Source organism: Rhizobium sp. 01T444 (genome assembly GCF_056398305.1).
The window spans coordinates 178,461-203,482 of the sequence record NZ_JBFTPD010000003.1 but is presented as its reverse complement, the minus strand read 5'-3'; the positions used below and the strand labels follow the sequence as shown (position 1 = coordinate 203,482).

Below are 25,022 nucleotides of genomic sequence, written 5' to 3'. Positions count from 1 at the left end.
ATACCACATGTATCTGGGTCTCGATCTCGGAACTTCGGGCGTCAAGGCGATGTTGATCGATGGCGATCAGAAGATCATCGGCTCCGCCAATGGTTCGCTCGACGTCTCGCGTCCGCATTCCGGCTGGTCCGAACAGGAGCCGGCCCATTGGGTACGCGCCACGGAAGAGGCCGTTGCCGGCCTCAAGGCCAAACATCCGAAGGAGCTTGCAGCCGTCAAGGGTATCGGCCTCTCCGGCCAGATGCACGGCGCCACTCTGCTCGACGCCTCCGATAAGGTGCTGCGTCCCTGCATCCTCTGGAACGATACGCGTTCCTATATCGAGGCTGCGGCCCTCGACGCCGATCCGCGCTTCCGCAAGCTGACCGGCAATATCGTTTTTCCAGGCTTCACCGCACCGAAGCTTGCCTGGGTCGCCAAGAACGAGCCCGAGATCTTCGCCAAGGTCGCTAACGTTCTGTTGCCGAAGGACTATCTGCGCCTCTGGCTGACGGGTGAACATATCTCTGAGATGTCCGACTCGGCCGGTACGTCCTGGCTCGATACCGGCAAGCGCGCCTGGTCGCCCGAACTGCTGGCTGCAACCAATCTCGACGAGAAGCAGATGCCGACGCTTGTTGAAGGCACCGAGCAAGGCGGCAAACTGCGCGGTGAGCTCGCTTCGGCCTGGGGCATTTCCGGCGATGTCGTCGTTGCCGGCGGAGCAGGGGACAATGCGGCTTCCGCCTGCGGCATGGGTACGGTCAGCGATGGGGCTGCTTTCGTTTCGCTCGGCACGTCGGGCGTTCTCTTTGCCGCCAATGCTGCCTATCTGCCGAAGCCGGAAAGTGCTGTTCATGCCTTCTGCCATGCGCTGCCGGATACCTGGCACCAGATGGGCGTTATCCTCTCTGCGACCGATGCCCTGAACTGGCATTCGTCGGTTACCGGCAAGTCGGCCGCTGATCTCACCGGCGAACTCGGCGAAAGCCTGAAGGCGCCGACCGGCGTCACCTTCCTTCCTTACCTCTCTGGCGAGCGCACGCCGCACAATGATGCGGTCATCCGCGGCGCCTTCATCGGCCTCGAGCATGAAAGCAGCCGTGTCGTGCTGACGCAGGCAGTGCTCGAAGGCGTCTCCTTCGCGATCCGAGACAATCTGGAAGCGCTGCGTTCTGCCGGCACGGATATTTCCCGTGTCACGGCGATCGGCGGTGGCTCGCGTTCACGCTACTGGCTGGCCTCTATCGCCACCGCGCTCGGCGTTCCCGTCGACTTGCCTGCGGACGGCGATTTCGGTGCTGCCTTCGGTGCTGCCCGCCTCGGCCTGATTGCGGCAACGGGCGCCGATCCGGTTGCCGTCTGCACACCGCCGGTCACGGCCGGCACGATCGAGCCAGTCGCCGCGCTCAGCGGCGCCTATGAAGATGCCTACAAGCGCTACCGCTCCGTCTACCCGGCGATCAAGTCGCTGGCCCATTGATCCATCCATACGAACTGAACCCAAGGAGAACCCAAATGAGCACCGGATTTTTCGGCGACATCCAGAAAGTGAAGTACGAAGGCCCTGACAGCACCAACCCGTTGGCCTTCCGTTACTACCAGCCGGACGAAATCGTTCTCGGCAAGCGGATGGAAGATCATCTGCGCTTCGCAGTCGCCTACTGGCACACGTTTACCTGGCCTGGCGGCGACCCCTTCGGCGGTCAGACCTTCCTGCGTCCGTGGTTTGAAGACACGATGAAGGCTGCCAAGCTCAAGGCTGACGTAGCCTTCGAATTCTTCTCGCTGCTCGGCGCGCCCTATTACTGCTTCCACGACGCCGACGTGCGCCCGGAAGGCAAGAATTTTGTCGAAAACACCAAGAACCTGAACGAGATCGTCGACTACTTCGCCGAAAAGCAGGCTGCCTCCGGCACGAAACTGCTCTGGGGCACGGCGAACCTTTTCTCGAACCGCCGCTACATGTCGGGTGCTGCGACCAACCCGGATCCGGATGTCTTCGCTTTCGCCGCTGCGACGGTCAAGACCTGCATAGACGCCACGCAGAAGCTCGGCGGAGAAAACTATGTTCTGTGGGGTGGCCGCGAAGGCTATGAAACCCTGCTCAACACCGATATCGGCCGCGAGCTCGACCAGCTCGGCCGCTTCCTCAACCTTGTTGTCGAGTACAAGCACAAGATCGGCTTCAAGGGCACGATCCTCATCGAGCCGAAGCCGCAGGAACCGACCAAGCACCAGTACGACTACGACGTTGCGACCGTCTATGGCTTCCTGAAGAAGCATGGCCTCGAAAACGAAGTGAAGCTCAACATCGAGCAGGGCCACGCGATTCTCGCCGGCCACTCCTTCGAGCATGAGCTGGCACTCGCCAACGCTCTCGGCATCTTCGGCTCGATCGACATGAACCGCAACGACTACCAGTCCGGCTGGGATACCGACCAGTTCCCGAACAATGTTCCGGAAATGGCGCTTGCCTATTACCACGTTCTGGCAGGCGGCGGCTTCAAGACCGGCGGCACCAACTTCGATTCGAAGCTGCGCCGTCAGTCGCTCGACCCGGCAGACCTGCTGATCGGCCATATCGGCGGCATGGATTGCTGCGCCCGCGGCCTGAAGGCCGCTGCCAAGATGATCGAGGACAAGGCGCTCTCCCAGCCGCTCGCAGACCGCTATGCCGGCTGGAATTCGGCTGAGGGACAGAAGCTCTTCCGCGGCGAATATTCGCTGGAAGAGATCACCCATTGGGTCGAGAGCAAGGACGTCAACCCGCAGCCGAAATCCGGTAAGCAGGAACTGCTCGAAAACATTGTCAACCGCTACGTTTGATTGCCGGTTTGATTTTACTGGAAGAGCCGGGGAGCGAAGCTTCCCGGCTTTTTCGTTTACGGAGACGGGAGATGGCCAGTTGTGCTGGTCGGGCAGACGGAAATCTGGCATGCCATCAGTGGCGGTGGAGAAAACGTTTGGAGCGTTTCATGACTGACGATCGCAAGCTGCACTGGGAAAATGTCTATTCGACCAAGGGCGAGAATGATGTCAGCTGGCTTCAGGAAAATCCAGCACCCTCCCTCGAGCTGATCCATCTGGTGCAGGCAAAACAATCGGACGCCATCGTCGATGTGGGCGGCGGAGCTTCAAGGCTGGTCGACAGCCTTCTTGCCGACGGGTTCGGCGATGTGACGGTGCTCGATCTTTCGGCGGCAGCCCTCGATACGGTGCGAAAGCGCCTTGGTGCCAAAGGCAACGAGGTGATGTGGATTGCCGCTGACGCGACCCTTTGGGAGCCGCCGCGGACCTATGATATCTGGCACGACCGAGCAGCCTTTCATTTCTTGACCGATGCGGCCCAGCAAGCAGCCTATATCGAGCGGCTGAAACGCGCGTTGAAAATGGGCGGACATCTAGTCATGGGGACTTTTGCCCTCGATGGGCCGGAAAAGTGCAGCGGCCTGCCTGTGGCGCGTCATAGTTCCGACAGTCTGGGAGAGCTAATCGGACCAGGTTTCGAGCTGATCGACAGCCGCCGCCACGATCATTCGACACCCTGGGGTAGCGTGCAGAGGTTTCAGTTCAGCACGTTCAAGCGGATCGCGTAATCGGAGGGGAAGCTCCGTGTTTCAAAGCTGGGCTTCGATGGCTGCCCTGTCTATGACCGACCAGACGCTCTCGATCTTTCCATCCAGAAACTCGTAGAAGACGTTTTCGGCGAACTGCACTCTCCTGCCGTTGACGGGAAGACCGAAAAGTTCGCCCTTCGGTATGCAGTCGAACTGCAAACGGCTCGCCACACGTGGCGGCTCGCAGATCAGGAGCTGGATGTCGAAGAAGAGATCGGGGATGGCGCGAAAATCACCTTCCAGCATTTCCCGATAGCCGGACAGGCCGATGTGCTTGCCATTGTAGCGAACCTCTTCGTGGACGAAATTTCCCAGGTTTGCCCAGTCCTGTTCGTTCAAGCAAGCGATGTAGCCTCGGTATCTATCGGCCAGCAGTGTCATTTCGGTTGCCTCGTCTTCGCAAAGGAGTCTGTCGGCAAACTAGAACGGGGCGGAGATCAGGCAATGGCAGATGGTTGGTCGAGGTTTCGAGGCTACCGCTTCTGCCAGTTACGCGGCGGTGCGGAGACCGAATTGCGCACCACAAGATCCGGCCGCAGCAGGATTTCCGTCTCGGCAGGACGGCCATCGGAGAGGAGCTCCAGAAGCAGCGCCATGGCCTGCTTGCCGATTGCCGTGCGCGGCTGGCGAATGGTCGTCAGCGACGGGCTCATGAAGACGGCTTGCGGCACGTCATCGAAGCCGGTGACGGAGAAATCCTGCGGGATGTTGTAGCCGCGGGCGTTGAGGCCGATCATGACGCCGATTGCAGTCTGGTCGTTGACGCACATGAAGGCGGTGGGCAGCGTGTCGCGCATGAAGAGCTGCTCCACAGCATGGCGGCCGCTCTCGATTGTGCCGTCGCCCTCCAGCACGATACGCATGTCCTTGGGGACACCGGCTGCGTCGAGGCCGGCGTCATAACCCTGCCGGCGGCGGCTGTAGGCGAGGCGGGTGCGGGAATCGCCGATAAAGGCGATCTTGCGGTGTCCCTCGGCCAGAAGCAGGTCGACAGCCTTCCTCGCGCCTTCCATATCGTCGACGCCAACATAGGGAATGCCGCCATTGAAGACGGGTTCAAAGACGCCGACGCTCGGCGGCAGCTGCGCCGTCACCATCTGATGGCCGAAGGGCAGGATGCCGGTAAAAAGGATCAAGCCGGCCGCCTGGTTGGAATTGAAGAATTTCAGATATTCCAGGCCGCGCTGCGCATCATTCTGCGTGTGGCCGATCAGCACGCCGTAGCCATGGGCCCGTGCCTCGTTTTCCAGGCCGATCAAGATATTGGAAAAGTTGGGGTCGCCGATATCGGGCGCCACGACCAGGATCATGTTGGAGCGTCCAAGCCTCAGGCTGCGCGCCATGGCATTGGTCGTATAGCCGGTGATGGCGATCGCCTGGTTGACCTTCAGGCGCGTGGAATTGGCCACCTTTTCGGGCATGTGAATTGCCCGCGAAACCGTCGCGATGGAAACCTCGGCGATCCGGGCGACGTCTTCGATTGTTGCGGGCGTGGAATTCGACACGGGGGCTCTGCCTTGGGCTGTCTTCGCCGCACACTACACAGACTTGTCGGGAGGTCAAAGGCGACTGCCAACAAGTCTGTGTAAATCCCCGATGTAAACCTTTACATGCCTGATGTAAAGGTTTACATATGCCCAACATAAGCGGATGGGAGCCGCAGGAGGAAATCATGACCGTGGATACCGCAGAGGCTGCACCGGTGGTGTTGTCCGCCAGGCGCATTTGCAAGTCTTTCAGCGGCGTGCAGGTTCTTTTCAGCGTCAACTTCGATCTTCGCGCCGGTGAAATCCATGCGCTGATGGGTGAAAACGGCGCCGGAAAATCCACCCTTGTCAAGATTCTCTCCGGCTTCGAGCAGCCAACATCGGGTGAGATCCTGCTCGATGGCAAACCCATAGTGCTGCCGCCGAATGGTGCTGCCGAGGCGCTGGGCATCGTCATCATCCATCAGGAATTCAATCTCGCTGAACATTTGACCGTGACGGAGAGCCTGTTTCTCGGCCGCGAGGTCACGCATTTCGGCGTGCTCGATCGCAAGTACATGCGCGGTGAGACGCGCCGAGTGCTCGACATGCTCGGTTCGCATGTCGACGAGAATGCGATGATCAGCTCGCTTTCCATCGCCGACAAGCAGATGGTCGAGATTGCCAAGGCGATCAGCCGCGATGCGCGCGTGGTCTTCATGGACGAGCCGACGGCGGTTCTGTCGCGCGAGGAGATCAATATGCTCTTCAAGCAGGTGCGCAAGCTTCGCGATAAGGGCACCAGTTTCGTCTTCGTTTCCCACAAGCTCGACGAAGTCATGGAACTGACCGACAGGGTCACGGTCCTGCGGGACGGCCAATGGGTGAAGACGGCGCCGACCTCCATGCTGGACGGCGAATCCATCGCGCAGCTCATGGTCGGCCGCGAGCTTTCCAGCCTCTATCCCGCCAAAGTCGAGCCCAATGTCGACGAGGAAGTTGTGCTTCGCGTCAGTTCGGTTTCGACCGGCTACGTGCAGGATGCGAGCTTCGAAGTGCGCAAGGGCGAGGTGATCGGGTTTTCCGGACTTATCGGTTCGGGTCGTACCGAGCTGATGGAAGCGATTGCCGGCCTGCGCTCGCGCCTGTCGGGCGAGGTCGTCATCCACGGCGAAAGCGCGTCTTCGGGTGATGCGCGCGCCGCCAATCGCGCCGGCCTTGCCTATATGACCAAGGATCGCAAGTCGAAGGGGCTGCTGCTCGGTTCGGGCATGATCGCCAACCTGACACTGCAATCGCTCGAACGCCATGTCAGCCATGGTTATCTGAGCCCGAATAGCGAAGCGGCAGCGCTTGCAAAGGCCAAGCGGCGCTTCGACATCCGCGTACGCGACGGCAATATCGTTGCCGGCCGCATGTCTGGTGGTAACCAGCAGAAGCTGCTGCTTGCCAAGGTCATGGAAACAGAGCCGCAGATCATCATTATCGACGAGCCGACGCGCGGCATCGATGTCGGTACCAAGCAGCAGATCTATCATTTCATCTCGGCGCTCGCCCGCGACGGGCGGTCGATCATCGTCGTCTCCTCGGAAATGCCTGAGATCATCGGTCTCTGCACACGCGTGGCTGTCATGCGTGAAGGCCGGATCGTCGGCATGCTCGAGGGGGATGAAATTTCCGAACAGGAAATCATGCGTTACGCCGCGGGGCTGAAGCGTCAGGCGGCTGCCTGAGCCGGCACGGCGCGGCACGGGCGTGCTGCGCGCGGGACAAACAAAGTGCCCAGCAGTCATGGGACGGGAGGTTGGTTTTGGACATGAGTGTTAACGAGGAGACCAGGGAAATCCGGCGCAGATCCTGGCGTGACGTCGATCTGCGCGCGGTTGCGCCCTTTGCCGCACTGGCCCTGCTCCTCATCGTGGGCGCACTGGTCAATCCGAATTTCATCGGCATCACCAACCTTACGAATGTCGCGACGCGCTGTGCCTTCATTGCCATCATCGCTGTCGGTGCGACCTTCGTGATCTCGGCCGGCGACCTCGATCTTTCCGTCGGCTCGATGGTGGCCTTCGTCGCCAGCCTGATGATCCTGCTTATCAATTCCGGTGTCATTGCCGATCCGGTGCTGATGCTGGCGGCTGCTGTCGTCTTCGCCGTGGTCGCCGGTGCGCTCTGCGGTCTCGCAAACGGCCTCATCACGACAGTCGGCAAAATCGAGCCCTTTATCGCGACGCTCGGTACGATGGGCATCTATCGCGGCCTGACGACATGGCTCTCGCAGGGTGGCGCGATCACGCTGCGCTCGGCAGATATCCAGACGCTCTATCGTCCGGCTTATTTCGGCAGCATTTTCGGCATGCCGGTGCCGATCGTCGTCATCCTGGCTGTTACCGCCGTTGCGGCCTTCATTCTCTACCGCACGCGCTACGGCCGGCATGTCGTGGCTGTCGGTTCGAACAGCGATGTTGCCCGCTATTCCGGCATTGCGGTCAACCGCGTGCGCACAATTGCCTTCGTCATCCAGGGCTTCTGCGTGGCGATCGCCGTGCTGCTCTATGTGCCGCGCCTAGGCTCGACCTCGGCAACGACCGGCATCCTGTGGGAACTGCAGGCCATCACGGCTGTCGTCGTGGGTGGTACGGCGCTGAAGGGTGGTGCCGGCCGGGTATGGGGCACGATCTGCGGCGCCTTCATTCTCGAGCTCGTTGGAAACATCATGCTGCTTTCGAATTTCATCAGCGAATACCTGATCGGCGCAATCCAGGGTGCGATCATCATCATCGCGATGCTGGTGCAGCGGTCGCTGGTGCGCAAATCGTAAGACAAGTGCTTCTCGGATTGGCCGGGCTATCCAGGGCACCCGGCCCGGATTGAATAAGTCCCTGATATTTTTGGGAGGAAATAGCATGCGCAAGCTCATGTTGGGTCTGGCGGTTGCGGGGGTGGCTTTTGCCGGCGCAGCCTACGCCCAGGACAAGAATTACACGATCGGCGTGTCCATTCCGGCCGCTGACCATGGCTGGACGTCGGGCGTCGTGTTCCATGCCGAGCGCGTTGCCAAGAAGCTGATGGCCGAACATCCGGGCCTGAACGTCATCGTCAAGACCTCGCCGGATGCCGCAACGCAGGCAAACGCCGTGCAGGACCTCGACACGCAGGGCATCGACGCACTCGTTATCCTGCCGTCGGATCCGGATCCGCTCGTCAACGCCATCAAGGAAGTCAAGGGCAAGGGCAAGTTCGTCGCGCTCGTTGACCGCGCGCCGTCGAATAACGACAATTCCGTGCGTGACCTCTACGTCGCCGGCAACAATCCGGCACTCGGCGAAGTCGCCGGCAAGTATATTGCCGAAAAGACCCCGGAAGCTGAGGTCGTCATCATCCGCGGCTTGCCGATCCCGATCGACCAGCAGCGCCAGGACGGTTTCGACAAGGGTATTGCCGGCTCCAAGGTAAAGGTTCTCGACCGCCAGTACGGCAACTGGAACCGTGACGACGCCTTCAAGGTCATGCAGGACTATCTGACGAAGTATCCGAAGATCGATGTTGTATGGTGCCAGGATGACGACATGGCAGTCGGCGTTCTGCAGGCCATCGAGCAGGCCAAGCGCACCGACATCCAGTATGTCGTTGCCGGCGCCGGCTCCAAGGACATGGTCAAGAAGGTCATGGATGGCGACAAGCTGATCCCGGTTGACGTTCTCTATCCGCCGGCAATGGTCGGTACGGCCATGGAACTGACGGCTGCTGCGCTCTACGATCAGGTTCCGGTTCACGGCAACTACATCCTCGACGCAACGCTCGTTACCAAGGAGAATGCCAAGAACTTCTACTTCCCGGATTCTCCGTTCTGATAATACTTTCATGCATGCGCCCATTCGAAAGGATGGGCGCATTTTTCATGCCTTCAGACAAGTTGAAGCCAAAATGCGGCACGTACCTCTTGCCGATCCGCGGTGAGCGTGATTAGGTCCAGACCGCGTTGATTTTGGCCCACCCGCTAAATCTTTCGCACTGGCGGGGAGGCGCCTTTTCTTTGTCGAACGGCGCACTAAGATTTATCGGAAACGTTTACGATCGATATTCAGGGAGGAATCTGACATGAAGACGATCAAGGGACCGGGCCTGTTCCTCGGACAGTTCGCGGGTGATACCGCTCCTTTCAATTCCTGGGACGCGATCACCAAATGGGCGGCCGATATCGGCTACAAGGGCGTGCAGGTTCCGACCTGGGCAAGCCAGCTCATCGACCTCAAGAAGGCGGCGACCTCCAAGGACTACTGCGATGAATTCGCTGGCAAGGCGCGTGAAAACGGCGTCGAAGTCACCGAGCTTTCCACCCATTTGCAGGGCCAGCTCGTTGCCGTCCATCCGGCCTATGACGAAGCCTTCGACGGCTTTGCGGCGCCGGAAGTGCGCGGCAATCCGAAGGCGCGTCAGGAATGGGCCGTCCAGCAGGTCAAGTACGCGCTGACGGCTTCCAAGCATCTCGGCCTCAAGGCGCATGCGACCTTCTCCGGCGCGCTTGCCTGGCCCTTCATCTATCCGTGGCCGCAGCGCCCCGCCGGTCTCGTCGAGACCGCTTTCGACGAGCTTGCCCGTCGCTGGAAGCCAATCCTCGATCATGCAGACGAAAACGGCATCGACGTCTGCTACGAAATCCATCCGGGCGAAGACCTGCATGACGGCATCACCTACGAGATGTTCCTGGAGCGCGTCGGCAATCATCCGCGCGCCAACATGCTCTACGACCCGTCGCACTATGTTCTGCAGTGCCTCGATTACCTCGACAACATCGACATCTACAAAGACCGGATCAAGATGTTCCACGTCAAGGATGCCGAGTTCAATCCGACCGGACGCCAGGGCGTCTACGGCGGCTATCAGGGCTGGGTCGAGCGTGCCGGCCGCTTCCGTTCGCTGGGCGATGGCCAGGTCGATTTTGGCGCCGTCTTCTCGAAGATGACCGCCAATAATTTCGATGGCTGGGCCGTGGTCGAGTGGGAATGCGCTCTGAAGCATCCGGAAGACGGTGCGCGTGAAGGCGCTGAATTCGTTGCGGCACATATCATCCGTGTCACCGAAAAGGCCTTCGACGACTTCGCTGCCGGCGGCACCGATCAGGCGGCCAACCGACGCATGCTGGGCTTGTCGTAACCGGATCAGGATTTCGAGGAGAATACTATGGCAATCGAAGCATCATCCGAACAGACCCGCGAGCCACGCATCCGGCTCGGCATGGTCGGCGGCGGCGCAGGGGCTTTCATCGGGGCCGTCCACCGTATCGCAGCGCGTATCGACGATCAGTATGACCTGATCGCCGGCGCACTGTCGTCGACGCCGGAAAAGGCTGCCCAGTCCGGTCGCGATCTCGGTCTCGATCCGTCGCGCACCTATTCCAGCTACCGGGAAATGGCGATCCGCGAAGCGAAGCTGAAGAACGGCATCGAAGCCGTCTCCATCGTCACGCCGAACCATGTGCATTATGACGCCGCCAAGGAATTCTTGCGCCGCGGCATCCATGTCATCTGCGACAAGCCGCTGACCTCCAACCTTGCCGATGCCAAGAAGCTGAAGAAGGTTGCCGACGAGAGCGGTGCACTGTTCATCCTGACGCATAATTATACCGGTTATCCGATGGTTCGTCAGGCGTGCGAAATGGTCGCCAATGGCGAGCTTGGTGATATCCGTATCGTCCAGGCCGAATATCCGCAGGACTGGCTGACGGAAGCGATCGAGCAGTCCGGCCAGAAGCAGGCTGCATGGCGCACCGACCCGGCACAATCAGGCGTCGGCGGTTCGACAGGTGATATCGGCACGCATGCCTATAACCTCGCTTCGTTCATCACCGGGCTGGAGCTCGACAGCCTTGCTGCCGATCTCGACAGCTTCGTGCCTGGCCGCCGTCTCGACGACAACGCCCATGTGATGCTGCGCTTCAAGGCCAAGGGTTCGGAAATGCCGGCGAAGGGCATGCTCTGGTGCAGCCAGGTGGCGCCGGGTCATGAGAACGGCCTCAAGGTGCGCGTTTACGGCACCAAGGGCGGGATCGAATGGGTTCAGGCCGATCCGAACTATCTCTGGTACACGCCGTTCGGCGAATCCAAGCGGCTGATCACCCGCAACGGCGCCGGTTCCGGCGCTGCCGCCGCCCGCGTTTCCCGTGTTCCGTCGGGTCATCCTGAAGGTTATCTCGAAGCCTTTGCGACGATCTATACGGAAGCCGCGCATGCCATCAACGCTCACAAGAAGGGTAAAGCGGTCGACAAGGCCGTCGTCTACCCGACCGTCGATGATGGTGTGAAGGGTGTCGCCTTCGTCGAAGCCTGCGTGGCGTCGTCCAAGCGCAACGGGGCTTGGGTCAAGGTCTGAGCTTCTGAGCCGATAAGGCGCATGTCGTTAAAAAAGCCGGGGCGCTTCGATATCGCCTCGGCTTTTCCATTTGTGGTGATCAGGCGGTAGCCGTCGTGCGACCGCGCTTCAGCAGATTATCGACGCTGAACGGACCTGCGCCGGCGGCGACCAGGTAAAGGAAAACGAAGCAGAACAGGATCGCCGCGACGCCACCATTCTGTGCCGGGAAGAAGCTCTTCGATGCGTGGCCGATGAAATAGGCAAAGGCCATCAGGCCGGAAAGCACGAAGGCTGCGATGCGGGTCTGGAAACCGATGAGTACCAGGAAGCCGAGCGTGAGTTCGATAAGGCCGGCAACCCAGGACAGCGAACCGACGGGCGGCACGCTTGCCGCGGCCGGGAAAAGCAGGATCTTCTGCGTTCCGTAGCTGAAAAGCACGAGGGATGAGACGATGCGCAGCAGGCTCAGGAGATGCGGCTGCAGCAAATGGATCGAAGAGAACATTCGTTTCCTTTCATATTGCGATGCTCTTTCCGTGTAAGGATCGCGGTCGCAACAGCAAATCACGACTGCTGACATTGGCGTTATGAGATTGGGAAGAGGGCGTCTGGCGGGCTTGCAGCTGTCTTGTTTTTCTTCCTGCAACGTTGCAGTTTTCTTTCCGCCGGCCTGTATTTTGCCATCAGGCTTGGCTAAACCCCCGCGCAAACGGTCAGTCCACAACTGAGAGATGGGATTCACAGATGATCGATCCGAAAAAGCTTGCAGACCGCTTCCCCGGTGATTTCACCTTCGGTGTTGCCACCGCTGCCTTCCAGATCGAAGGCGCCAGCAAGGCAGATGGCCGCAAGCCGTCCATCTGGGACGCCTTCTGCAACATGCCCGGCCGCGTCTATAATCGCGACAACGGCGATGTTGCCTGCGACCACTATAACCGGCTGGAACAGGACCTCGATCTCATCAAGGACATGGGTGTCGAGGCCTATCGCTTCTCGATCGCCTGGCCGCGCATCATCCCCGACGGCACAGGCCCGGTAAACGAGGCCGGCCTCGATTTCTACGATCGTCTCGTCGACGGCTGCAAGGCACGTGGCATCAAGACCTTCGCAACGCTCTATCACTGGGACCTGCCGCTGCTGCTCGCCGGTGACGGCGGCTGGACCGCGCGTTCGACGGCCTATGCATATCAGCGTTACGCCAAGACGGTCATGAACCGCCTCGGAGATCGCCTCGACAGTGTTGCCACCTTCAACGAGCCATGGTGCATCGTTTGGCTTAGCCATCTTTACGGCATTCATGCGCCGGGCGAGCGCAACATGCAGGCCGCGCTTCATGCCATGCACTACATGAACCTGGCGCATGGTCTCGGTGTCGAAGCGATCCGTTCTGAAGCGCCTGGTGTGCCCGTCGGTCTGGTGCTCAACGCTTCGTCGATCATTCCGGGCTCGGACAGCGCGGCCGATCTCGCCGCTGGCGAACGCGCGCACCAGTTCCATAACGGCGCCTTCTTCGATCCGGTCTTCAAGGGCCAATATCCTGACGAGTTCGTCGAAGCGCTCGGCGATCGTATGCCCATCATCGAAGACGGCGATCTCAAGATTATCAACCAGAAGCTCGATTGGTGGGGTCTGAACTATTACAAGCCGGAGCGCGTTGCGGATGATGCGAGCCGGAAGGGCGATTTCCCCTGGACGGTGGAAGCGCCTCCCGCAAGCGACGTGAAGACGGATATCGGCTGGGAAGTCTATTCGCCGGGCCTCAAGCTGCTCGTCGAAGATCTCTATCGCCGTTACGAGCTGCCGGAATGCTACATCACCGAGAACGGCGCCTGCGACAACACCGATGTGGTCAACGGCGCGGTGGATGACGTGATGCGCCTCGACTATGTCAGCGACCATCTCAATGTCGTCGCCGACCTTATCAAGGACGGTTATCCGATGCGCGGCTACTTCGCCTGGAGCCTGATGGACAATTTCGAATGGGCGGAAGGCTATCGCATGCGCTTCGGCCTCGTTCACGTCGATTACAAAACGCAGGTTCGCACGGTCAAGAAGAGCGGCAAGTGGTATCGGGAACTTGCCAGCCAATTCCCGAAGGGGAACCACAAGGCCGTCTGAGGCCAGGTATTTTCGGCAGGGCATTGATGCCCTGCCGATTCAGATCGCGTTCAACGTCTTTGCCGCGGCGAGACGTTTTCCTCTCGTCATTTTCCGCCCGTCGCGGAAATTGAGGGCAAGTAGCGTCAGCTGCACGCAGCCAGCCAGAACTTCGAGCGTCTGCATGGCATAGAAAACACCGTCAAACAGGCCTGCCGCCGCGCGAAGGTAAAGCAGGATTGCCAGGGGCAGCAGGATCAGCAGCCCGTTTGCGGCGATAATCTTCATGCGTCCGCGTTTCCTTTCGATAGCCGGCGAATGACGACCTCTGGCCAGCGAAAATCCGCTGCCGCCAGTGATTGCCAGCATCGGGATCAGCAGACAGAGACCGGTAAGGATCGCTTTCTTGACGGTAAGAATAGCAGTCGTATCCAGAAGAAATTCGGAGATCAGCGTTGCGGTCAGAAAACCCGCAATCAGGACCATGGCAAGAGTGCCTGCGCCGGCATGAACGATCGTTTTCATCTCTGCTCCTCGCTTTCCGTGGCGTCCAGCGCCAGCCGTTGGTCGAACCTGTTCAGGAGATCGAGCGCCGCCCGCAATTCCGGTGCATTTAGTCCGCCGGCCAGCGCATTGGCCCAGCCGGTATGAAGCGCTGATATCCGCGCATAGCTCTCAGTGCCTTGCGGTGTCAGCACATAGAAGGGCGAGCGCTGATGGCGCGGGTTGGGCCGCTTTTCGATAAAGCCATCTTCCTCGAGCTTGTTCACCTGCTTTTGGGCGCCCTGCCGGGTCGTGCCCATCATCTCTGCAATTCCCGGCACCGTGATATGACCTGGGGACAGCGAAATTGCTCCGAGTACCTGCCAGCGGGCACTGGTGAGGTTCAGCGATGCGCCCAGCCGGTCGCCGCCATCCAACAGTCGTCCGTTGATGCGGAAGACCATCAGCATGATGTCCGTCAGCAGATCGGCTTCGATCGTGCGCTTCAAAATTCGCAATCCTCCGTTTCCAATAATGGAAACTAGTTACCATTATTGGAAACTAGTTGTCAACTTGCGAAAACATGCGGTATTCAGGTAAATCCTGAGCCGGATTCTCGATAGTTCCCATGATCTTAAGCGTTTCTTGACCCTTGACTGCGAAGATTTCTCGAACGGGGAGTTGTATGAATTGCCGGCAGTCTTGAGGTCTAAAAGCAGCGGATCGGGTTTAGGCCGCCATACCACGGTTACTGGCGTGCTTTTTTCCTTTGCGGTCATTGTCGCAGTTGTCACCATCATGGTTCTGACAGCGCTGGAGCGCGTCTCGGAAAATGCCAATGTGCTCGATGACGAGCGCTCGCGTGAAACGACCGTCGGAGCGCTCAAGACCTTCGAAGATCAGCTTGCCGCCACGCTTGACGACTATGCCGCCTGGGATGATGCGGCTGCCAATGTCTATGAGCCGGAGGGCATGGCGTGGACGATCAGCAACTACGGCGAGATGTCCCTCAATAGCCCCCTCTTCGATATGGCCATCGTCATTGACGACCAGAAGAAAACCGTCATGGCCTATCAGGACGGTTTGCCAATGCAGATGTTGGTCAGTGATTTCTTCTCCCCCTCGCTTTGGCGGCTTCTGGACAAGGTTCGTGCACCTGATGCCGGCGAGAAGCCGGAAGCCATCGGTTTCATCAAGACCGCAAGAGGCATTGCCGCCGTTGGTATCGCGCTGGTGCGAGAGAAGTCAGGTGAGCTTGATATGCCTGCCCGTCAGCATCGCTATCTGATTTTTGCCCGGCATCTTGATGATGCAAAAATATCTGCTCTCGGCACCACTTATGTGCTGAATGGATTGCGGCTGGTGCCTGCGGATTTTGCCTCGGCCTATTCGGTGGAAATTGCAGATCCTGCTCGCGCGGTTCTTGGCAAACTTGTCTGGGTGTCGCGTTCGCCCGGCGATATCGGTTATGCGCAGGTCAGGCCCATGGTCATCCAGGCGCTTGGTCTCGTCGGCCTGTTCTTCGTCGTCCTCCTCATCATCGGCTGGCTGGCCGGGCGGCGCCTGAAGGCGGAGGAAAACAGTGCGCGTGAAGAAGCACTTCGCGATCGTCTGAGCGGCCTTTCCAATCGCGATGGCCTGGGGCTTGCCGTCGACAGCTTCGTTGCGGAAGCCCAGCAGACGAAGCGGAACGTCCTGCTGCTCTATCTCGATCTCGACGGCTTCAAGGAAGTCAACGACAGTTATGGGCACGGCACCGGCGACCAGCTGATCCGCGCTGTTGCGGCAGGGTTGGACGTGCTGATCCCTGAGGATGCCGTGCTCGCGCGCATCGGCGGTGATGAATTCGCGATCGCTTTCCTTTCGGATGCGGAGAATGCGGCCGCGCTGCAGCTTGCGGAGCAGATCCTCGATTTCCTTGCCGAACCGCTCGAAGTCGGCCGGCGTATCGTCGTGGTCGGCGCCAGCATCGGCATCGCCATGTCGTCGCTCGGTTCGATCGGCCGGGAGGAACTGGTGCGCCGCGCCGACCTTGCCATGTATAAGGCCAAGGAAGCCGGCCGCGCCCGCATGACGCTCTACGATCCGGCCATGGATACCGATCGCGCGCAGCGCAATGCGCTGGAGCTCGATCTGCGCATGGCGATCGAAAGCGGCGATCTCACGCTTGCCTATCAGCCGCTCGTCGATGCCGCGACGCATGAGATGAATGGCGTGGAGGCGCTGGTGCGCTGGAACCGGCCGGGTCACGGTCCTGTTTCGCCTGAAGTTTTCATTCCGATCGCAGAGACCAGCGGGCTCATCGAATCCCTCGGCCTTTTCGTACTGCGCAAGGCCTGCGAAACAGCAAAGCAGTGGCCGGAGCTGAAGATCTCGGTCAACGTTTCACCGGGCCAGTTCCGCAATCCGGCCTTCACCGATTATGTTCGTTATGTGCTGAAGCAGACGGAGATCGAGGCGAGCCGCGTCACGCTGGAAATCACCGAAGGCTACATGATCCAAAATCCGCAGCGCACGCGCCAATCGATCGAGCGACTGAAGTCGCTCGGCGTCAAGGTGGCGCTCGACGACTTCGGCTCCGGCTTTTCTTCGATCGGCTACCTGCGGCAGTTCGGCTTCGACCGCATCAAGATCGACCGCTCGCTCGTGACCGATATTACCGGCGACAGCCGGCAGCGGGAAATGCTGCAGGCGACGGTCGCACTTGCGCGCGCGCTGGATATCCCCGTCACCGCGGAGGGCATCGAGACCGAAGAGCAGGCGGTTGCGCTCCGCCTCTTCGGCTGCGACAGTCTGCAGGGCTATTTCTTCGGCAAGCCCATGCCCGCCGACCAGATCAATGGCCTGTTGCAGGAGCGCCGCGAAGCCCGGGTCCTGCGCCGGATCGCAGGCTAAAACGTCGCTCTATCTCTTTGTTTTCATGCAATTCCGGACGCAAAACCGCTACGCAGTTTTGCTGGAATTSCTCTACGTGCCGATATGCTTCTGGCCGCGCTTCTTGGCGAGCGCGATCTGGTGCTGGCGCTGACGATAGCGCAGRCGGTCTTCTTCRCTGCGCGTATCGTAGCAGTTGCTGCAGGAAACGCCTTCCTCGTAATAGGGCGAGGTGACCTCTTCTGCCGTGATCGGGTTGCGGCAGGCGTGGCAGAGCTTGTGCTCGCCTTCCTTCAGACCATGCTCCACTGAAACGCGCTCGTCGAAGACGAAGCATGCCCCGTCCCAAAGACTTTCCTCCTGCGGCACTTCCTCCAGATATTTCAGGATGCCGCCCTTGAGGTGATAAACCTCTTCGAAGCCCTGTTCCTTCATGAAGGCCGTCGCCTTCTCGCAGCGGATGCCGCCGGTGCAGTACATGGCGATCTTCGGCTTGTTGTGCAGGCCGGGATTGTTGCGCACCCAATCCGGAAACTCACGGAAGGTCTTGGTCTTGGGGTCAACCGCGCCGCGGAAGGTGCCGATTGCCGTCTCGTAGTCGTTGCGGGTGTCGATGACGATCGTATCGGGATCGGAGATCAGGGCATTCCAGTTGCTTGGATCGATATAGGTCCCAACCACCTTGTTGGGGTCGATATTCTCGACGCCCATGGTGACAATTTCTTTCTTCAGCTTTGCCTTCATGCGCAGGAAAGGCATTTTGGATGCGCGGCTTTCCTTGTGCTCCAGGGCAGCAAATTCCGGCTGTGCACGCAGGAAGGAGAGGACGGCATGGATGCCGGCATCCGGTCCTGCAATCGTGCCATTGATGCCTTCATGGGCAAGCAGAAGCGTACCCTTCACGCCATTCTCCTCGCAGAGCGCCTGCAATGGCGCCTGCAGGCTCTCGAAGCGTGGCAGGGATACGAAATGATAGAGCGCTGCCACCAGGAAGGGGCTTGTTTGGGTCGCATTGTCGGTCATGCGCGTGGAAATACAGAATATGTCGTCCCTGCGCAATGACATTACGCAAGGACGGCATTGTGGGATTGTGCCTATCCGCGCGCCTTCCATTCGGCGTAGGACCGCATGCCAAACGCAGCATCCGGCTCTTCGTCGAGCACGCTCAGGAATTCGATCGAATGTCCGTCGGGATCGTTGAAATAGAGCGACAGTGCCGGCACCCAGCCGATGACGATCGGTTCGGTGATCGGCTCGCCGTGAAAGCCATGCAGCTTCAGGCCCTTGTGGATCAGCAGCGCCGGCGCCCGCATCATTTCTTCCCGCGACAGGCGGAAGGCCATGTGCAGGCGCATCTTCAAGGGGCCGGTGCCGGTTTCCCAAAGGCCGAGCATGGCGTTCTTCTTGCCGTTCACCCAGAAGAAGGCACTGCGGCGCTCGGGAAATTCGGCGGCGAGCTCCAAGCCGAGAATATCGCGGTAGAAAGGAATGGAGGTCTTCAGATCGGCGACGGTGAGATGGGTTTCATAGATGCCCTGGATCTGGGGCGTCGCGGCATTGTCTGCAAACATATTTTCCTCGATCGGTTCATTGACCGGGTCGAGGCTAAGACCTCAAGTAAAGTTGAGGTCAACAGATCAAATGCGTCAATTGCCGATAGACACCCAGAGCAGTTCCAGACGCTGGGCCTCATCGTCAGGATCATCGCCATAGAGTGTTTCGGCGTCGCTTAACGCTTCGCGCCGATCCTCCTGCTGGCGGAAGATGATGGCATCCAGCAGATGGGCGAGATCGTCGTTGCGGGTGAAGAGCTGCGGTTCTGCCTCCACGAGGCCTGAAAGCACGGCGAGATCGTTGATATGGCCGAGACGTTCAACAAGGTCCTTGGCGAAGTCGCGCTTGGCCTTCATGGCGCTTGGCCAGAGATCGCGCAGAAGCGCGTGATAGAGGCGATAATCGTAGGAGCGCTTGCGCAGCTCGTGGAAATCACCGGCCGCTGTGTCCTCTTGGCAGGCATCGAGCGCCTCCCTGGCGCGCGATGCCGTCCTGCGCCAGCTTTTTGCCAGCATACGGGCATTCTTGCGGTGGCTTTTGTCGAAGGCGACATCGTCGAGTGCCGCGATCGCTTCCCGCAACTTGCCGGCAGCATCATGCAGCCTTTCCTCAAGGCCGCTTTCGGCCTCCGCCATCCAGTCGCGCCGGGCTTCCAGAATGGAAACGATACGGCCGAGCGCCTCGGCCTCTTCCAGATTGCGAGCATTGTCCTGCAGGTAGCGGGCGGTACCAACGATTGCCGCGGCATCGCGGATGGCCGACAGCGACCGTGCCGTTTCTCTCAGCCGGGCATTTTCCCGCTTCTGGAATTCCGGCACTTCGCGGGACACAAGACGATAAAGTGAACGCAGCCGCTTGATGTTCTTGCGGAAGGCGTGGATCGCCTCATGGGCGCCTTCCGGCCGCTTGTCGAGAACGGTGATGGCACGCTTCAGCTGCTCCTCAGCGGTGCTTCGGAACTCGTCGGTAAAGTCGGCCTCAGGCCGTATGCGATAGCCCATGCCTGTCGTGCTCAAATTCTGTGGCCAGCGCCTGATTGGAATAACGGAAATCGCCCGTGACCTCGCGGCCGAGCCAGGCGGGTAGGGGAGGATTGTCAGTTTCGGCTTGCATCTCGACTTCAGCGATGACGAGGCCGCGATGGGCGCCGGCAAAGACATCGACTTCCCAGACGAAACCTTCATAGGGGACGCGGTAACGCGTCTTTTCGATGACGATACCGATGGCGTTTTCCAACAGTTCCTCGGCGTCGGAGACAGGGATCTCGTATTCGAATTCATCGCGGGTGAGGGTGCCGCGGCCGATTTTCATCGTCAGCCGCGCGGTCTTCTCATCAAGGATGCGAATCCGCACAGAGCGATCATCCATCGAGGCGACATAGCCTTGTTTCAGGACCGACTTGGACTCTACGGCAGAGCGCCATGCTTCGCCGCGTACGAGGAACTTCCGTTCGATCTCTTTCGCCATACGAATGAACCTTTTGTGACGATCGTCGCACGGTACCCCAATTTATAATGATTTAATACCCGGCTTGTCTTAGGGGCCGGTTTTATCTCGACAAGCCTCTGTGGGGGCGCTATTCGAAAATCGATTTCAATCGTTTAAGGGAACCGTGGCCATGGGCGAGAAGACAGAAAAACTCCTTTCCATCCTGAAACTCCAGCCCGTCGTTCCGGTCCTGATCGTCGAGGACGCGAAGTCGGCCGTGTCTCTCGCTCGAGCCCTCGTTGCCGGCGGCCTGAAGGCCATCGAGATCACGATGCGCACCCCGGCCGCTCTCGATGCCGTGCGCGCGGTTGCTGCTGAAGTGGAGGGTGCTGAAGTCGGCGCCGGCACAATCCTCAACGCCGCTCACTGGGAAGCCGCCGTGCAGGCAGGCTCCAAGTTCATCGTCAGCCCCGGCACGACCCAGGAGCTTCTGGATGCCGCCGCCGATTCTCCGGTGCCGCTGCTTCCTGGCGCCGCCACCGCAAGTGAAGTCATGGCCTTGCGCGAAGAAGGCTATCAGGTGCTGAAGTTCTTCCCGGCCGAGCAGGCCGGCGGTGCCGCCTATCTCAAGGCGCTTTCCTCCCCGCTTGCTGGCACGCTCTTCTGCCCGACGGGCGGCATCTCGCTGAAGAATGCCAATGACTATCTGTCGCTGCCGAACGTCATCTGCGTCGGTGGTTCGTGGGTCGCACCGAAGGAACTGGTTGCTGCGGGCGATTGGGCAGGCATCACCAAGCTTGCCTCCGAAGCGTTCGCGCTGAAGGGCTGAGCTCTCAAAGCTTGTCGGTTTTTAGAGCAGATGGATTTTGAACGAGGGTGGCCGCGCCGCCCTCGTTTGTTTTTCGGCAGTCGCAAACCTATGTTCTCCTCCAGCCTCTAGAACAGGGAGAAGATGAGGACATGTTCGACGCGAAGAAGCTACTCGACCAGTTTCTGGGATCACAAGTGCCGGGTGTGGGCGGCAGCGTGCGCGACCGGGCGGGCGACGCGATCCAGATGGCGAAGGACAATCCGTTGAAGACCGCCGGTCTTGCCGCCGTCCTTCTCGGCACCAAGACCGGTCGTGACATTGCCGGCAATGCCGTCGCCATCGGCGGTCTCGCAGCAATCGCAGGTCTCGGATATCAGGCCTGGAAGAATTATCAGGCCGGGCAAGCGCCTGCGGCACCCTCTGATGCGCCGACGGCGAACAATCCCGTTCTCCTGCCTCCGCCCACGGAATCCGGCTTCGGTCCGGCCTCGCCTGCGACCAGCAATGAATTCGTGCTCATCCTCATCCGTGCCATGATCGCTGCCGCCAAGGCCGACGGTCATATCGACGATGCAGAGCGCGCGCTCATCATGGACAAGGTCAAGGCCGCCGATGTCAGCGGCGAGGCGGCGAGCTTCATCGAGCGCGAGCTTTCGGAGCCGACGGACATCGATGCGCTTGTCGCAGCCGCCGTGACCGAGGAGCAGAAGGTCGAGCTCTACACAGCCTCGCGCCTGACGATCGAGCCGGATTCGCGTGCCGAACGCGGCTATCTCGATCTGCTTGCGGGCAGGCTCGGTCTTCCCGATCAGCTCGTCGACCATATCGAGGCGACGGTTTCCTCCGCCAAGATCACCCTCTCTCAATGATGTCAGCGGTACAGTGATCCTGGGGCCAGTTGCCTTTGCGAAGCGGCTGGCCTATCCACTCCCGGACAAGAGGAGTGAGCATGTCCATGAGCCCGGAAAGCCGTTCGCAGGCGATCGCCGCCGCTATCATTCTGTTTTCTGCCGGGCTGGTGATCTACTTCCTGCCGACCATCGTGCTGTGGATCGGCAGTTTCTCGCCGACATTGGCCGTCATCGTCGGCGTCTGCCTGCTGATGTGTTTCTTCGGCATATTCTGGCTGCGGGCGCGCTATCAGCGCAGCAGAAAGCCCTGAAGACTATCCCTGCAGGGAGGCTCCGAGCAGCAATACACCCATCAAGATTACAAGAATTGCACCTGATATCTCGATCGCATTGCCGATCCAGACGGAGGCGGACGAACCGCGGCCGGAGAGGCGCACCGCGGTGCTCTTGGCAGTGACGGCGAGCGTGGCAAGAATTGCAACGGTAATGGCGGTGCCGAGCGACATGGCGACGACCGAGAGCACGCCGCCGAGATAAAGCCCGTTCAGCAGTGAGAAGGTCATGACCAGCAATGCGCCGGAGCAGGGGCGCAAGCCCACGGCAATCACCGCAGACCACGCCTCACGCGCGCTAAACTTGTCGCCGCTGACCAGCGAGGGATCGGGTAGGTGTGAATTGCCGCAGGTCTCGCAGACCATGCCGGGCACATAGGTATGGCCGGGGTCCACGGCCTGCGCCTTGCCGTTGAAGCTGAAATTGGCGCGCTGGCGTTCGGCGGCATTCTCCTTCCAGTCCAGCATCATGCTGACAGGCCCAGCCGGCGTTGCCATGAGCCGACGGCGTGGCAGGCTGCCGGCCATCGAGCGCAGCTTTCGGAAGAGCAGCCAGCCACCGAAGAGGATGACCATCACGAAGCTTGCGATTTCCATGGCCTGTGTTGCCATGGTCAGTGTGATACCGGTGCCGCGCAGCACCAGCCACGCGCCGCCGACAAGCACGACGGCCATAACGCCCTGGACGAAGGCTGAGATGAAGGAGATGACGATGCCACGTCGAAGCTCGACTTCGTTGGCGATCATGTAGGACGAGATGACGGCCTTACCGTGGCCGGGGCCGGCGGCATGAAAGACGCCATAGGCAAAGGAAAGGCCGATCAGCGAGGAAAGCTGCCAGGGATCCTGGCGCATCTCCTTCAGCGCGCCAGTCAGCGCACGATAGAAGGCCTGCTGCTCGTAATTCACGTAGAGAAAGAGTGGCGCCAGCGGCCCGCCCGTCGGCTGGAAGCTCGGCTCGGCCGTGCCGATGCCGAGCGGCGATTGCGCATGGGCAGCGACGGACATGACAGCGAGCGCAAGCAGGGCGAGGGGCAGGCGCTTTATCAGCATGTGACCTCCAGCCGCGTGGCAAAGAGCTTCGACATATTGGTGCCGGTCGGATCGTTGAAGAAAGCGTCGGTCAGCGACTGCTTGTTTTCCGAGATTACCTCGTCTGCGTCCGGGCGCACGACCGCGTGCTTGCAAGCCTTGAAGCCGTCGCCGACCGTGGCGAGTTCGTTGTCGGTCGGGAAGTCGATCGAGGTGTAGAGCGTCGGATCATAGACGCCGAAGGTCAGCTTGCCCTTCAGCGGCATCTTTTCGACCGGTTTGACCGCAAAAAACATCAGAAGCTGACCTTCCTTGTAGTCGACGTGGATGATGTCGGGCTTCTGGACGGTGATGTTCTTCCCGTTGATCGTCAAGTTCATGTAGTAATCGTAGTCGGCAAGCGAATCTCGGACCGTCTTGCCGACCTCGGCAAGTTCGTTCGGCTCCAGCTTCAGATCGGTGTTCTTGTCGAAATCCATGACGACCGAAGAGGAGAAGACCTCATCGAAGCGCCAGACATTGCGCAGTTCCTGAATGCTGCCGTCGGGTGCTGCGACAACTTCCAGCCGCGCTTCCACGAAGATATGCGGATGGGCGAAGGCGGTGGCGGGGGCGAGCGAAAGAAGCCCAGCCGTCAGAAGTGTCGATCTTTTCATGCTTACCCGCTGCCCTGTTCGGTTGGGGTGATTTCTCACCAGAAAATGGGACGGAATTGGGACCGCCCCTGCGACGCTTAGGCGCGCATCCCGCTCGCTTCAGGGATGTTTCTTGAACCAGTTGTAAAGGTAGTCCACGAAGATCCTGACCTTTGCCGGCAGATAGCGGCGGTGCGGATAGACGGCATAGATGCCGCGGTCAGTCGGAATATAGTCGTTGAACAACGTCACCAGCCGGCCGTCTTCGATCGGTTTGCGAGCGATGAAGTCTGGAATCAGCGCAATCCCGATCCCTGAGAGCGAGGCGCGCAGTGTCGCGTGCGGGCTGTTGACTTCCATCGGGCCGGAAACGGCGACCGCAAAGGAGGTGCTGTCGGGATTGTAGAAGCGGATGCTCGCCTGGTTGCGGGAATTGGTATCGACGATGAAGGGCACGTTGGAGATATCGCTCGGGTGCTCGATGTTGGGGTAGCGTTCGAGGAATTCCGGCGTGGCGCAGATATGGACGCGGAAATCGGAGATCTTGCGGGCGATCATACCGGAATCTTCGAGTTTGGTGACGCGGACCGCGACGTCGAAGCCTTCCTCGATCAGGTCGACGAATCGGTCGTCGGCGGCAATCTCCAGCTGCAGGTTTGGATTTTCCTTGGCGAAGTCGATCAACGACTGGCCGACATCGGCATCGACGAAGGTGCGCGGCACAGAAACCTTCAGGCGGCCCTTCAGTTGCGCATTGTTCTCCCGCACGAGGTCGGCGAGGTTATCGATCTCCTTCAGGATGTCGGATGCCGTGCGATAATAGGTGTGTCCGGCCTCGGTCATCGAGAACTGACGGGTGGTGCGATTGAGCAGCAAGGCGCCGAGTTCGTCCTCCAGTTCGCGCACGTATTTCGAGAGCAGGGCCTTGGAGCGGCCGGTGCGCCGCGCAGCAGCAGAAAAACCTTCAGCTTCGACCACATCGATGAAGGCGCGTATGCGGGTCAGCGTGTCCATGATTCCTCCGATCTGTTTCAGAATATTGAACAAATCTGGCTGCTTTGTTCAATTTATTTTTTGGGGCGCAATCAAAAATTCTCTTGATTATGTCGGCGAATATTCTTATTTCCCACTCAGCCCAAAGTCGCACGTGCCCATGGGTGTCCGCCGAACCCTCGAATTGGTGAGGAAATCGGTAAGGTACCTGGAATTAACCCCTCCAGTCGCTATTCCGGCCAACCGGAAAATGCGAGGACGCCTGAAGCAACGACGGTGCGGGCCTTTTTGTTCTCTCCCTGCTTTCCATCAGCGGGGGTTACTGAAGAGGCACACCTTCATTGCCGGAAGTGCGGCAGGGATACTCCCTCCAATCCATGGCAGACAAAGCCGAACCCATACCGCGTCAGCGGCGTTGGTTCACTATTCGCGCATCAAGCGCCGTCAAGGATCCGGGGTCTCCACCGGCTGGTTCCTGAGCGGTTCTTGTATGCCCTTTGTCCTCCGGTTCGT

The 25,022-nt window shown here is 59.8% G+C and carries 25 protein-coding genes; 13 read left to right on the top strand and 12 right to left on the bottom strand.

The genetic code is table 11. The annotated features are described in order from the left end of the window. The first annotated feature begins 7 nt into the window (after positions 1-7). From xylB to AC1DTN_RS06490, 3 genes are all read left to right on the top strand, one after another. On the top strand, positions 8-1,462 hold the full coding sequence (xylB, locus tag AC1DTN_RS06500) for a xylulokinase (protein WP_442206461.1): 1,455 nt from the start codon (positions 8-10) through the stop codon (positions 1,460-1,462). 35 nt (positions 1,463-1,497) lie between these two features. Next, complete coding sequence (gene xylA, locus AC1DTN_RS06495; protein WP_439016623.1) at positions 1,498-2,808, top strand: xylose isomerase; 1,311 nt, start codon at positions 1,498-1,500, stop codon at positions 2,806-2,808. A 149-nt stretch (positions 2,809-2,957) separates the two neighbouring features. Then, on the top strand, positions 2,958-3,578 hold the full coding sequence (locus tag AC1DTN_RS06490; RefSeq protein WP_442206460.1) for a class I SAM-dependent methyltransferase: 621 nt from the start codon (positions 2,958-2,960) through the stop codon (positions 3,576-3,578). Positions 3,579-3,599: 21 nt separating this feature from the next. Here AC1DTN_RS06490 and AC1DTN_RS06485 read toward each other — a convergent pair whose 3' ends face one another. Further along, positions 3,600-3,980, bottom strand: a complete 381-nt coding sequence (locus AC1DTN_RS06485) for an ester cyclase (protein WP_439016621.1) — start codon at positions 3,978-3,980, stop codon at positions 3,600-3,602. A gap of 92 nt (positions 3,981-4,072) precedes the next feature. After that, positions 4,073-5,104: a LacI family DNA-binding transcriptional regulator gene (locus tag AC1DTN_RS06480; RefSeq protein WP_113321922.1), complete on the bottom strand. Its 1,032-nt coding sequence runs from the start codon at positions 5,102-5,104 to the stop codon at positions 4,073-4,075. Positions 5,105-5,271: 167 nt separating this feature from the next. Between AC1DTN_RS06480 and AC1DTN_RS06475 the strand changes: the two genes are divergently transcribed. The 5 genes from AC1DTN_RS06475 (at position 5,272) to AC1DTN_RS06455 (ending at position 11,437) form a co-directional block, all read left to right on the top strand. Further along, positions 5,272-6,798: a sugar ABC transporter ATP-binding protein gene (locus AC1DTN_RS06475; RefSeq protein WP_439016620.1), complete on the top strand. Its 1,527-nt coding sequence runs from the start codon at positions 5,272-5,274 to the stop codon at positions 6,796-6,798. Positions 6,799-6,881: 83 nt separating this feature from the next. Continuing rightward, on the top strand, positions 6,882-7,886 hold the full coding sequence (locus AC1DTN_RS06470) for an ABC transporter permease (RefSeq protein WP_442206459.1): 1,005 nt from the start codon (positions 6,882-6,884) through the stop codon (positions 7,884-7,886). Between the two features lie 85 nt (positions 7,887-7,971). Next, positions 7,972-8,919 (top strand): substrate-binding domain-containing protein, encoded by a 948-nt coding sequence (locus tag AC1DTN_RS06465; protein ID WP_007817501.1) that lies wholly within the window; start codon positions 7,972-7,974, stop codon positions 8,917-8,919. Between the two features lie 247 nt (positions 8,920-9,166). Next, positions 9,167-10,222 (top strand): sugar phosphate isomerase/epimerase family protein, encoded by a 1,056-nt coding sequence (locus AC1DTN_RS06460; RefSeq protein ID WP_007817498.1) that lies wholly within the window; start codon positions 9,167-9,169, stop codon positions 10,220-10,222. Positions 10,223-10,249: 27 nt separating this feature from the next. Next, positions 10,250-11,437, top strand: coding sequence for a Gfo/Idh/MocA family protein (locus AC1DTN_RS06455; RefSeq protein WP_442206458.1), 1,188 nt, complete (start codon positions 10,250-10,252; stop codon positions 11,435-11,437). Between the two features lie 79 nt (positions 11,438-11,516). On the opposite strand, the gene AC1DTN_RS06450 is transcribed toward AC1DTN_RS06455, so the two are convergent. Then, positions 11,517-11,924: a DoxX family protein gene (locus AC1DTN_RS06450; protein WP_442206457.1), complete on the bottom strand. Its 408-nt coding sequence runs from the start codon at positions 11,922-11,924 to the stop codon at positions 11,517-11,519. Positions 11,925-12,163: 239 nt separating this feature from the next. On the opposite strand from AC1DTN_RS06450, the gene AC1DTN_RS06445 reads away from it, so the two are divergent. Further along, positions 12,164-13,537: a GH1 family beta-glucosidase gene (locus tag AC1DTN_RS06445; protein WP_442206456.1), complete on the top strand. Its 1,374-nt coding sequence runs from the start codon at positions 12,164-12,166 to the stop codon at positions 13,535-13,537. A gap of 39 nt (positions 13,538-13,576) precedes the next feature. Here AC1DTN_RS06445 and AC1DTN_RS06440 read toward each other — a convergent pair whose 3' ends face one another. Together AC1DTN_RS06440 and AC1DTN_RS06435 are read right to left on the bottom strand one after the other, a co-directional pair. Further along, on the bottom strand, positions 13,577-14,041 hold the full coding sequence (locus tag AC1DTN_RS06440) for a hypothetical protein (RefSeq protein WP_442206455.1): 465 nt from the start codon (positions 14,039-14,041) through the stop codon (positions 13,577-13,579). Next, positions 14,038-14,508: a MarR family winged helix-turn-helix transcriptional regulator gene (locus AC1DTN_RS06435; RefSeq protein WP_439016615.1), complete on the bottom strand. Its 471-nt coding sequence runs from the start codon at positions 14,506-14,508 to the stop codon at positions 14,038-14,040. The genes AC1DTN_RS06440 and AC1DTN_RS06435 overlap by 4 nt, the downstream gene beginning before the upstream one ends. 181 nt (positions 14,509-14,689) lie before the next feature. Between AC1DTN_RS06435 and AC1DTN_RS06430 the strand changes: the two genes are divergently transcribed. After that, positions 14,690-16,894: a bifunctional diguanylate cyclase/phosphodiesterase gene (locus AC1DTN_RS06430; protein WP_442206454.1), complete on the top strand. Its 2,205-nt coding sequence runs from the start codon at positions 14,690-14,692 to the stop codon at positions 16,892-16,894. Between the two features lie 72 nt (positions 16,895-16,966). Here the strand turns inward: AC1DTN_RS06430 and trhO are convergent, their stop codons facing one another. The 4 genes from trhO to AC1DTN_RS06410 form a co-directional block, all read right to left on the bottom strand. After that, entirely contained in the window at positions 16,967-17,896 is a 930-nt protein-coding gene (trhO, locus tag AC1DTN_RS06425; protein WP_442206453.1) for an oxygen-dependent tRNA uridine(34) hydroxylase TrhO, read from the bottom strand. 71 nt (positions 17,897-17,967) lie between these two features. Next, positions 17,968-18,444: a VOC family protein gene (locus tag AC1DTN_RS06420; protein WP_113321914.1), complete on the bottom strand. Its 477-nt coding sequence runs from the start codon at positions 18,442-18,444 to the stop codon at positions 17,968-17,970. Positions 18,445-18,519: 75 nt separating this feature from the next. Then, a complete protein-coding gene (locus tag AC1DTN_RS06415; protein WP_439016611.1) occupies positions 18,520-19,428 on the bottom strand; it encodes a CHAD domain-containing protein in 909 nt (302 codons plus the stop codon). Continuing rightward, on the bottom strand, positions 19,406-19,894 hold the full coding sequence (locus AC1DTN_RS06410) for a CYTH domain-containing protein (RefSeq protein WP_113321912.1): 489 nt from the start codon (positions 19,892-19,894) through the stop codon (positions 19,406-19,408). The genes AC1DTN_RS06415 and AC1DTN_RS06410 overlap by 23 nt, the downstream gene beginning before the upstream one ends. Positions 19,895-20,045: 151 nt before the next feature. Between AC1DTN_RS06410 and AC1DTN_RS06405 the strand changes: the two genes are divergently transcribed. From AC1DTN_RS06405 to AC1DTN_RS06395, 3 genes are all read left to right on the top strand, one after another. Beyond that, positions 20,046-20,684: a 2-dehydro-3-deoxy-phosphogluconate aldolase gene (locus AC1DTN_RS06405; RefSeq protein ID WP_442206452.1), complete on the top strand. Its 639-nt coding sequence runs from the start codon at positions 20,046-20,048 to the stop codon at positions 20,682-20,684. A gap of 131 nt (positions 20,685-20,815) precedes the next feature. Then, complete coding sequence (locus AC1DTN_RS06400; protein ID WP_442206451.1) at positions 20,816-21,535, top strand: tellurite resistance TerB family protein; 720 nt, start codon at positions 20,816-20,818, stop codon at positions 21,533-21,535. 86 nt (positions 21,536-21,621) lie between these two features. Then, positions 21,622-21,828 (top strand): hypothetical protein, encoded by a 207-nt coding sequence (locus AC1DTN_RS06395; protein WP_037104016.1) that lies wholly within the window; start codon positions 21,622-21,624, stop codon positions 21,826-21,828. A 3-nt stretch (positions 21,829-21,831) separates the two neighbouring features. Here AC1DTN_RS06395 and AC1DTN_RS06390 read toward each other — a convergent pair whose 3' ends face one another. The 3 genes from AC1DTN_RS06390 to AC1DTN_RS06380 all read right to left on the bottom strand — a co-directional run bounded on the left by AC1DTN_RS06390 (position 21,832) and on the right by AC1DTN_RS06380 (position 24,530). Continuing rightward, the gene (locus AC1DTN_RS06390) at positions 21,832-22,902 is read right to left on the bottom strand and encodes a nickel/cobalt transporter (RefSeq protein ID WP_442206450.1); all 1,071 of its coding nucleotides are present in this window, start codon (positions 22,900-22,902) and stop codon (positions 21,832-21,834) included. Beyond that, on the bottom strand, positions 22,896-23,537 hold the full coding sequence (locus AC1DTN_RS06385; RefSeq protein ID WP_113321908.1) for a DUF1007 family protein: 642 nt from the start codon (positions 23,535-23,537) through the stop codon (positions 22,896-22,898). The genes AC1DTN_RS06390 and AC1DTN_RS06385 overlap by 7 nt, the downstream gene beginning before the upstream one ends. Positions 23,538-23,636: 99 nt before the next feature. After that, positions 23,637-24,530: a LysR family transcriptional regulator gene (locus AC1DTN_RS06380; protein WP_442206449.1), complete on the bottom strand. Its 894-nt coding sequence runs from the start codon at positions 24,528-24,530 to the stop codon at positions 23,637-23,639. Positions 24,531-25,022: the final 492 nt, after the last annotated feature.

Bases quoted from the DNA above. Each gene is read 5' to 3' on its own strand.
- AC1DTN_RS06475 (WP_439016620.1), top strand. From the start codon at position 5,272: ATGACCGTGGATACCGCAGAGGCTGCACCGGTGGTGTTGTCCGCCAGG.
- AC1DTN_RS06380 (WP_442206449.1), bottom strand. From the start codon at position 24,530: ATGGACACGCTGACCCGCATACGCGCCTTCATCGATGTGGTCGAAGCT.
- AC1DTN_RS06445 (WP_442206456.1), top strand. From the start codon at position 12,164: ATGATCGATCCGAAAAAGCTTGCAGACCGCTTCCCCGGTGATTTCACC.
- AC1DTN_RS06390 (WP_442206450.1), bottom strand. From the start codon at position 22,902: ATGCTGATAAAGCGCCTGCCCCTCGCCCTGCTTGCGCTCGCTGTCATG.
- AC1DTN_RS06410 (WP_113321912.1), bottom strand. From the start codon at position 19,894: ATGGCGAAAGAGATCGAACGGAAGTTCCTCGTACGCGGCGAAGCATGG.
- AC1DTN_RS06395 (WP_037104016.1), top strand. From the start codon at position 21,622: ATGAGCCCGGAAAGCCGTTCGCAGGCGATCGCCGCCGCTATCATTCTG.
- AC1DTN_RS06420 (WP_113321914.1), bottom strand. From the start codon at position 18,444: ATGTTTGCAGACAATGCCGCGACGCCCCAGATCCAGGGCATCTATGAA.
- AC1DTN_RS06405 (WP_442206452.1), top strand. From the start codon at position 20,046: ATGGGCGAGAAGACAGAAAAACTCCTTTCCATCCTGAAACTCCAGCCC.
- AC1DTN_RS06455 (WP_442206458.1), top strand. From the start codon at position 10,250: ATGGCAATCGAAGCATCATCCGAACAGACCCGCGAGCCACGCATCCGG.
- AC1DTN_RS06485 (WP_439016621.1), bottom strand. From the start codon at position 3,980: ATGACACTGCTGGCCGATAGATACCGAGGCTACATCGCTTGCTTGAAC.
- AC1DTN_RS06460 (WP_007817498.1), top strand. From the start codon at position 9,167: ATGAAGACGATCAAGGGACCGGGCCTGTTCCTCGGACAGTTCGCGGGT.
- AC1DTN_RS06440 (WP_442206455.1), bottom strand. From the start codon at position 14,041: ATGAAAACGATCGTTCATGCCGGCGCAGGCACTCTTGCCATGGTCCTG.
- AC1DTN_RS06415 (WP_439016611.1), bottom strand. From the start codon at position 19,428: ATGGGCTATCGCATACGGCCTGAGGCCGACTTTACCGACGAGTTCCGA.
- xylB (WP_442206461.1), top strand. From the start codon at position 8: ATGTATCTGGGTCTCGATCTCGGAACTTCGGGCGTCAAGGCGATGTTG.
- xylA (WP_439016623.1), top strand. From the start codon at position 1,498: ATGAGCACCGGATTTTTCGGCGACATCCAGAAAGTGAAGTACGAAGGC.
- AC1DTN_RS06465 (WP_007817501.1), top strand. From the start codon at position 7,972: ATGCGCAAGCTCATGTTGGGTCTGGCGGTTGCGGGGGTGGCTTTTGCC.
- AC1DTN_RS06490 (WP_442206460.1), top strand. From the start codon at position 2,958: ATGACTGACGATCGCAAGCTGCACTGGGAAAATGTCTATTCGACCAAG.
- AC1DTN_RS06385 (WP_113321908.1), bottom strand. From the start codon at position 23,537: ATGAAAAGATCGACACTTCTGACGGCTGGGCTTCTTTCGCTCGCCCCC.
- AC1DTN_RS06400 (WP_442206451.1), top strand. From the start codon at position 20,816: ATGTTCGACGCGAAGAAGCTACTCGACCAGTTTCTGGGATCACAAGTG.
- AC1DTN_RS06470 (WP_442206459.1), top strand. From the start codon at position 6,882: ATGAGTGTTAACGAGGAGACCAGGGAAATCCGGCGCAGATCCTGGCGT.
- AC1DTN_RS06450 (WP_442206457.1), bottom strand. From the start codon at position 11,924: ATGTTCTCTTCGATCCATTTGCTGCAGCCGCATCTCCTGAGCCTGCTG.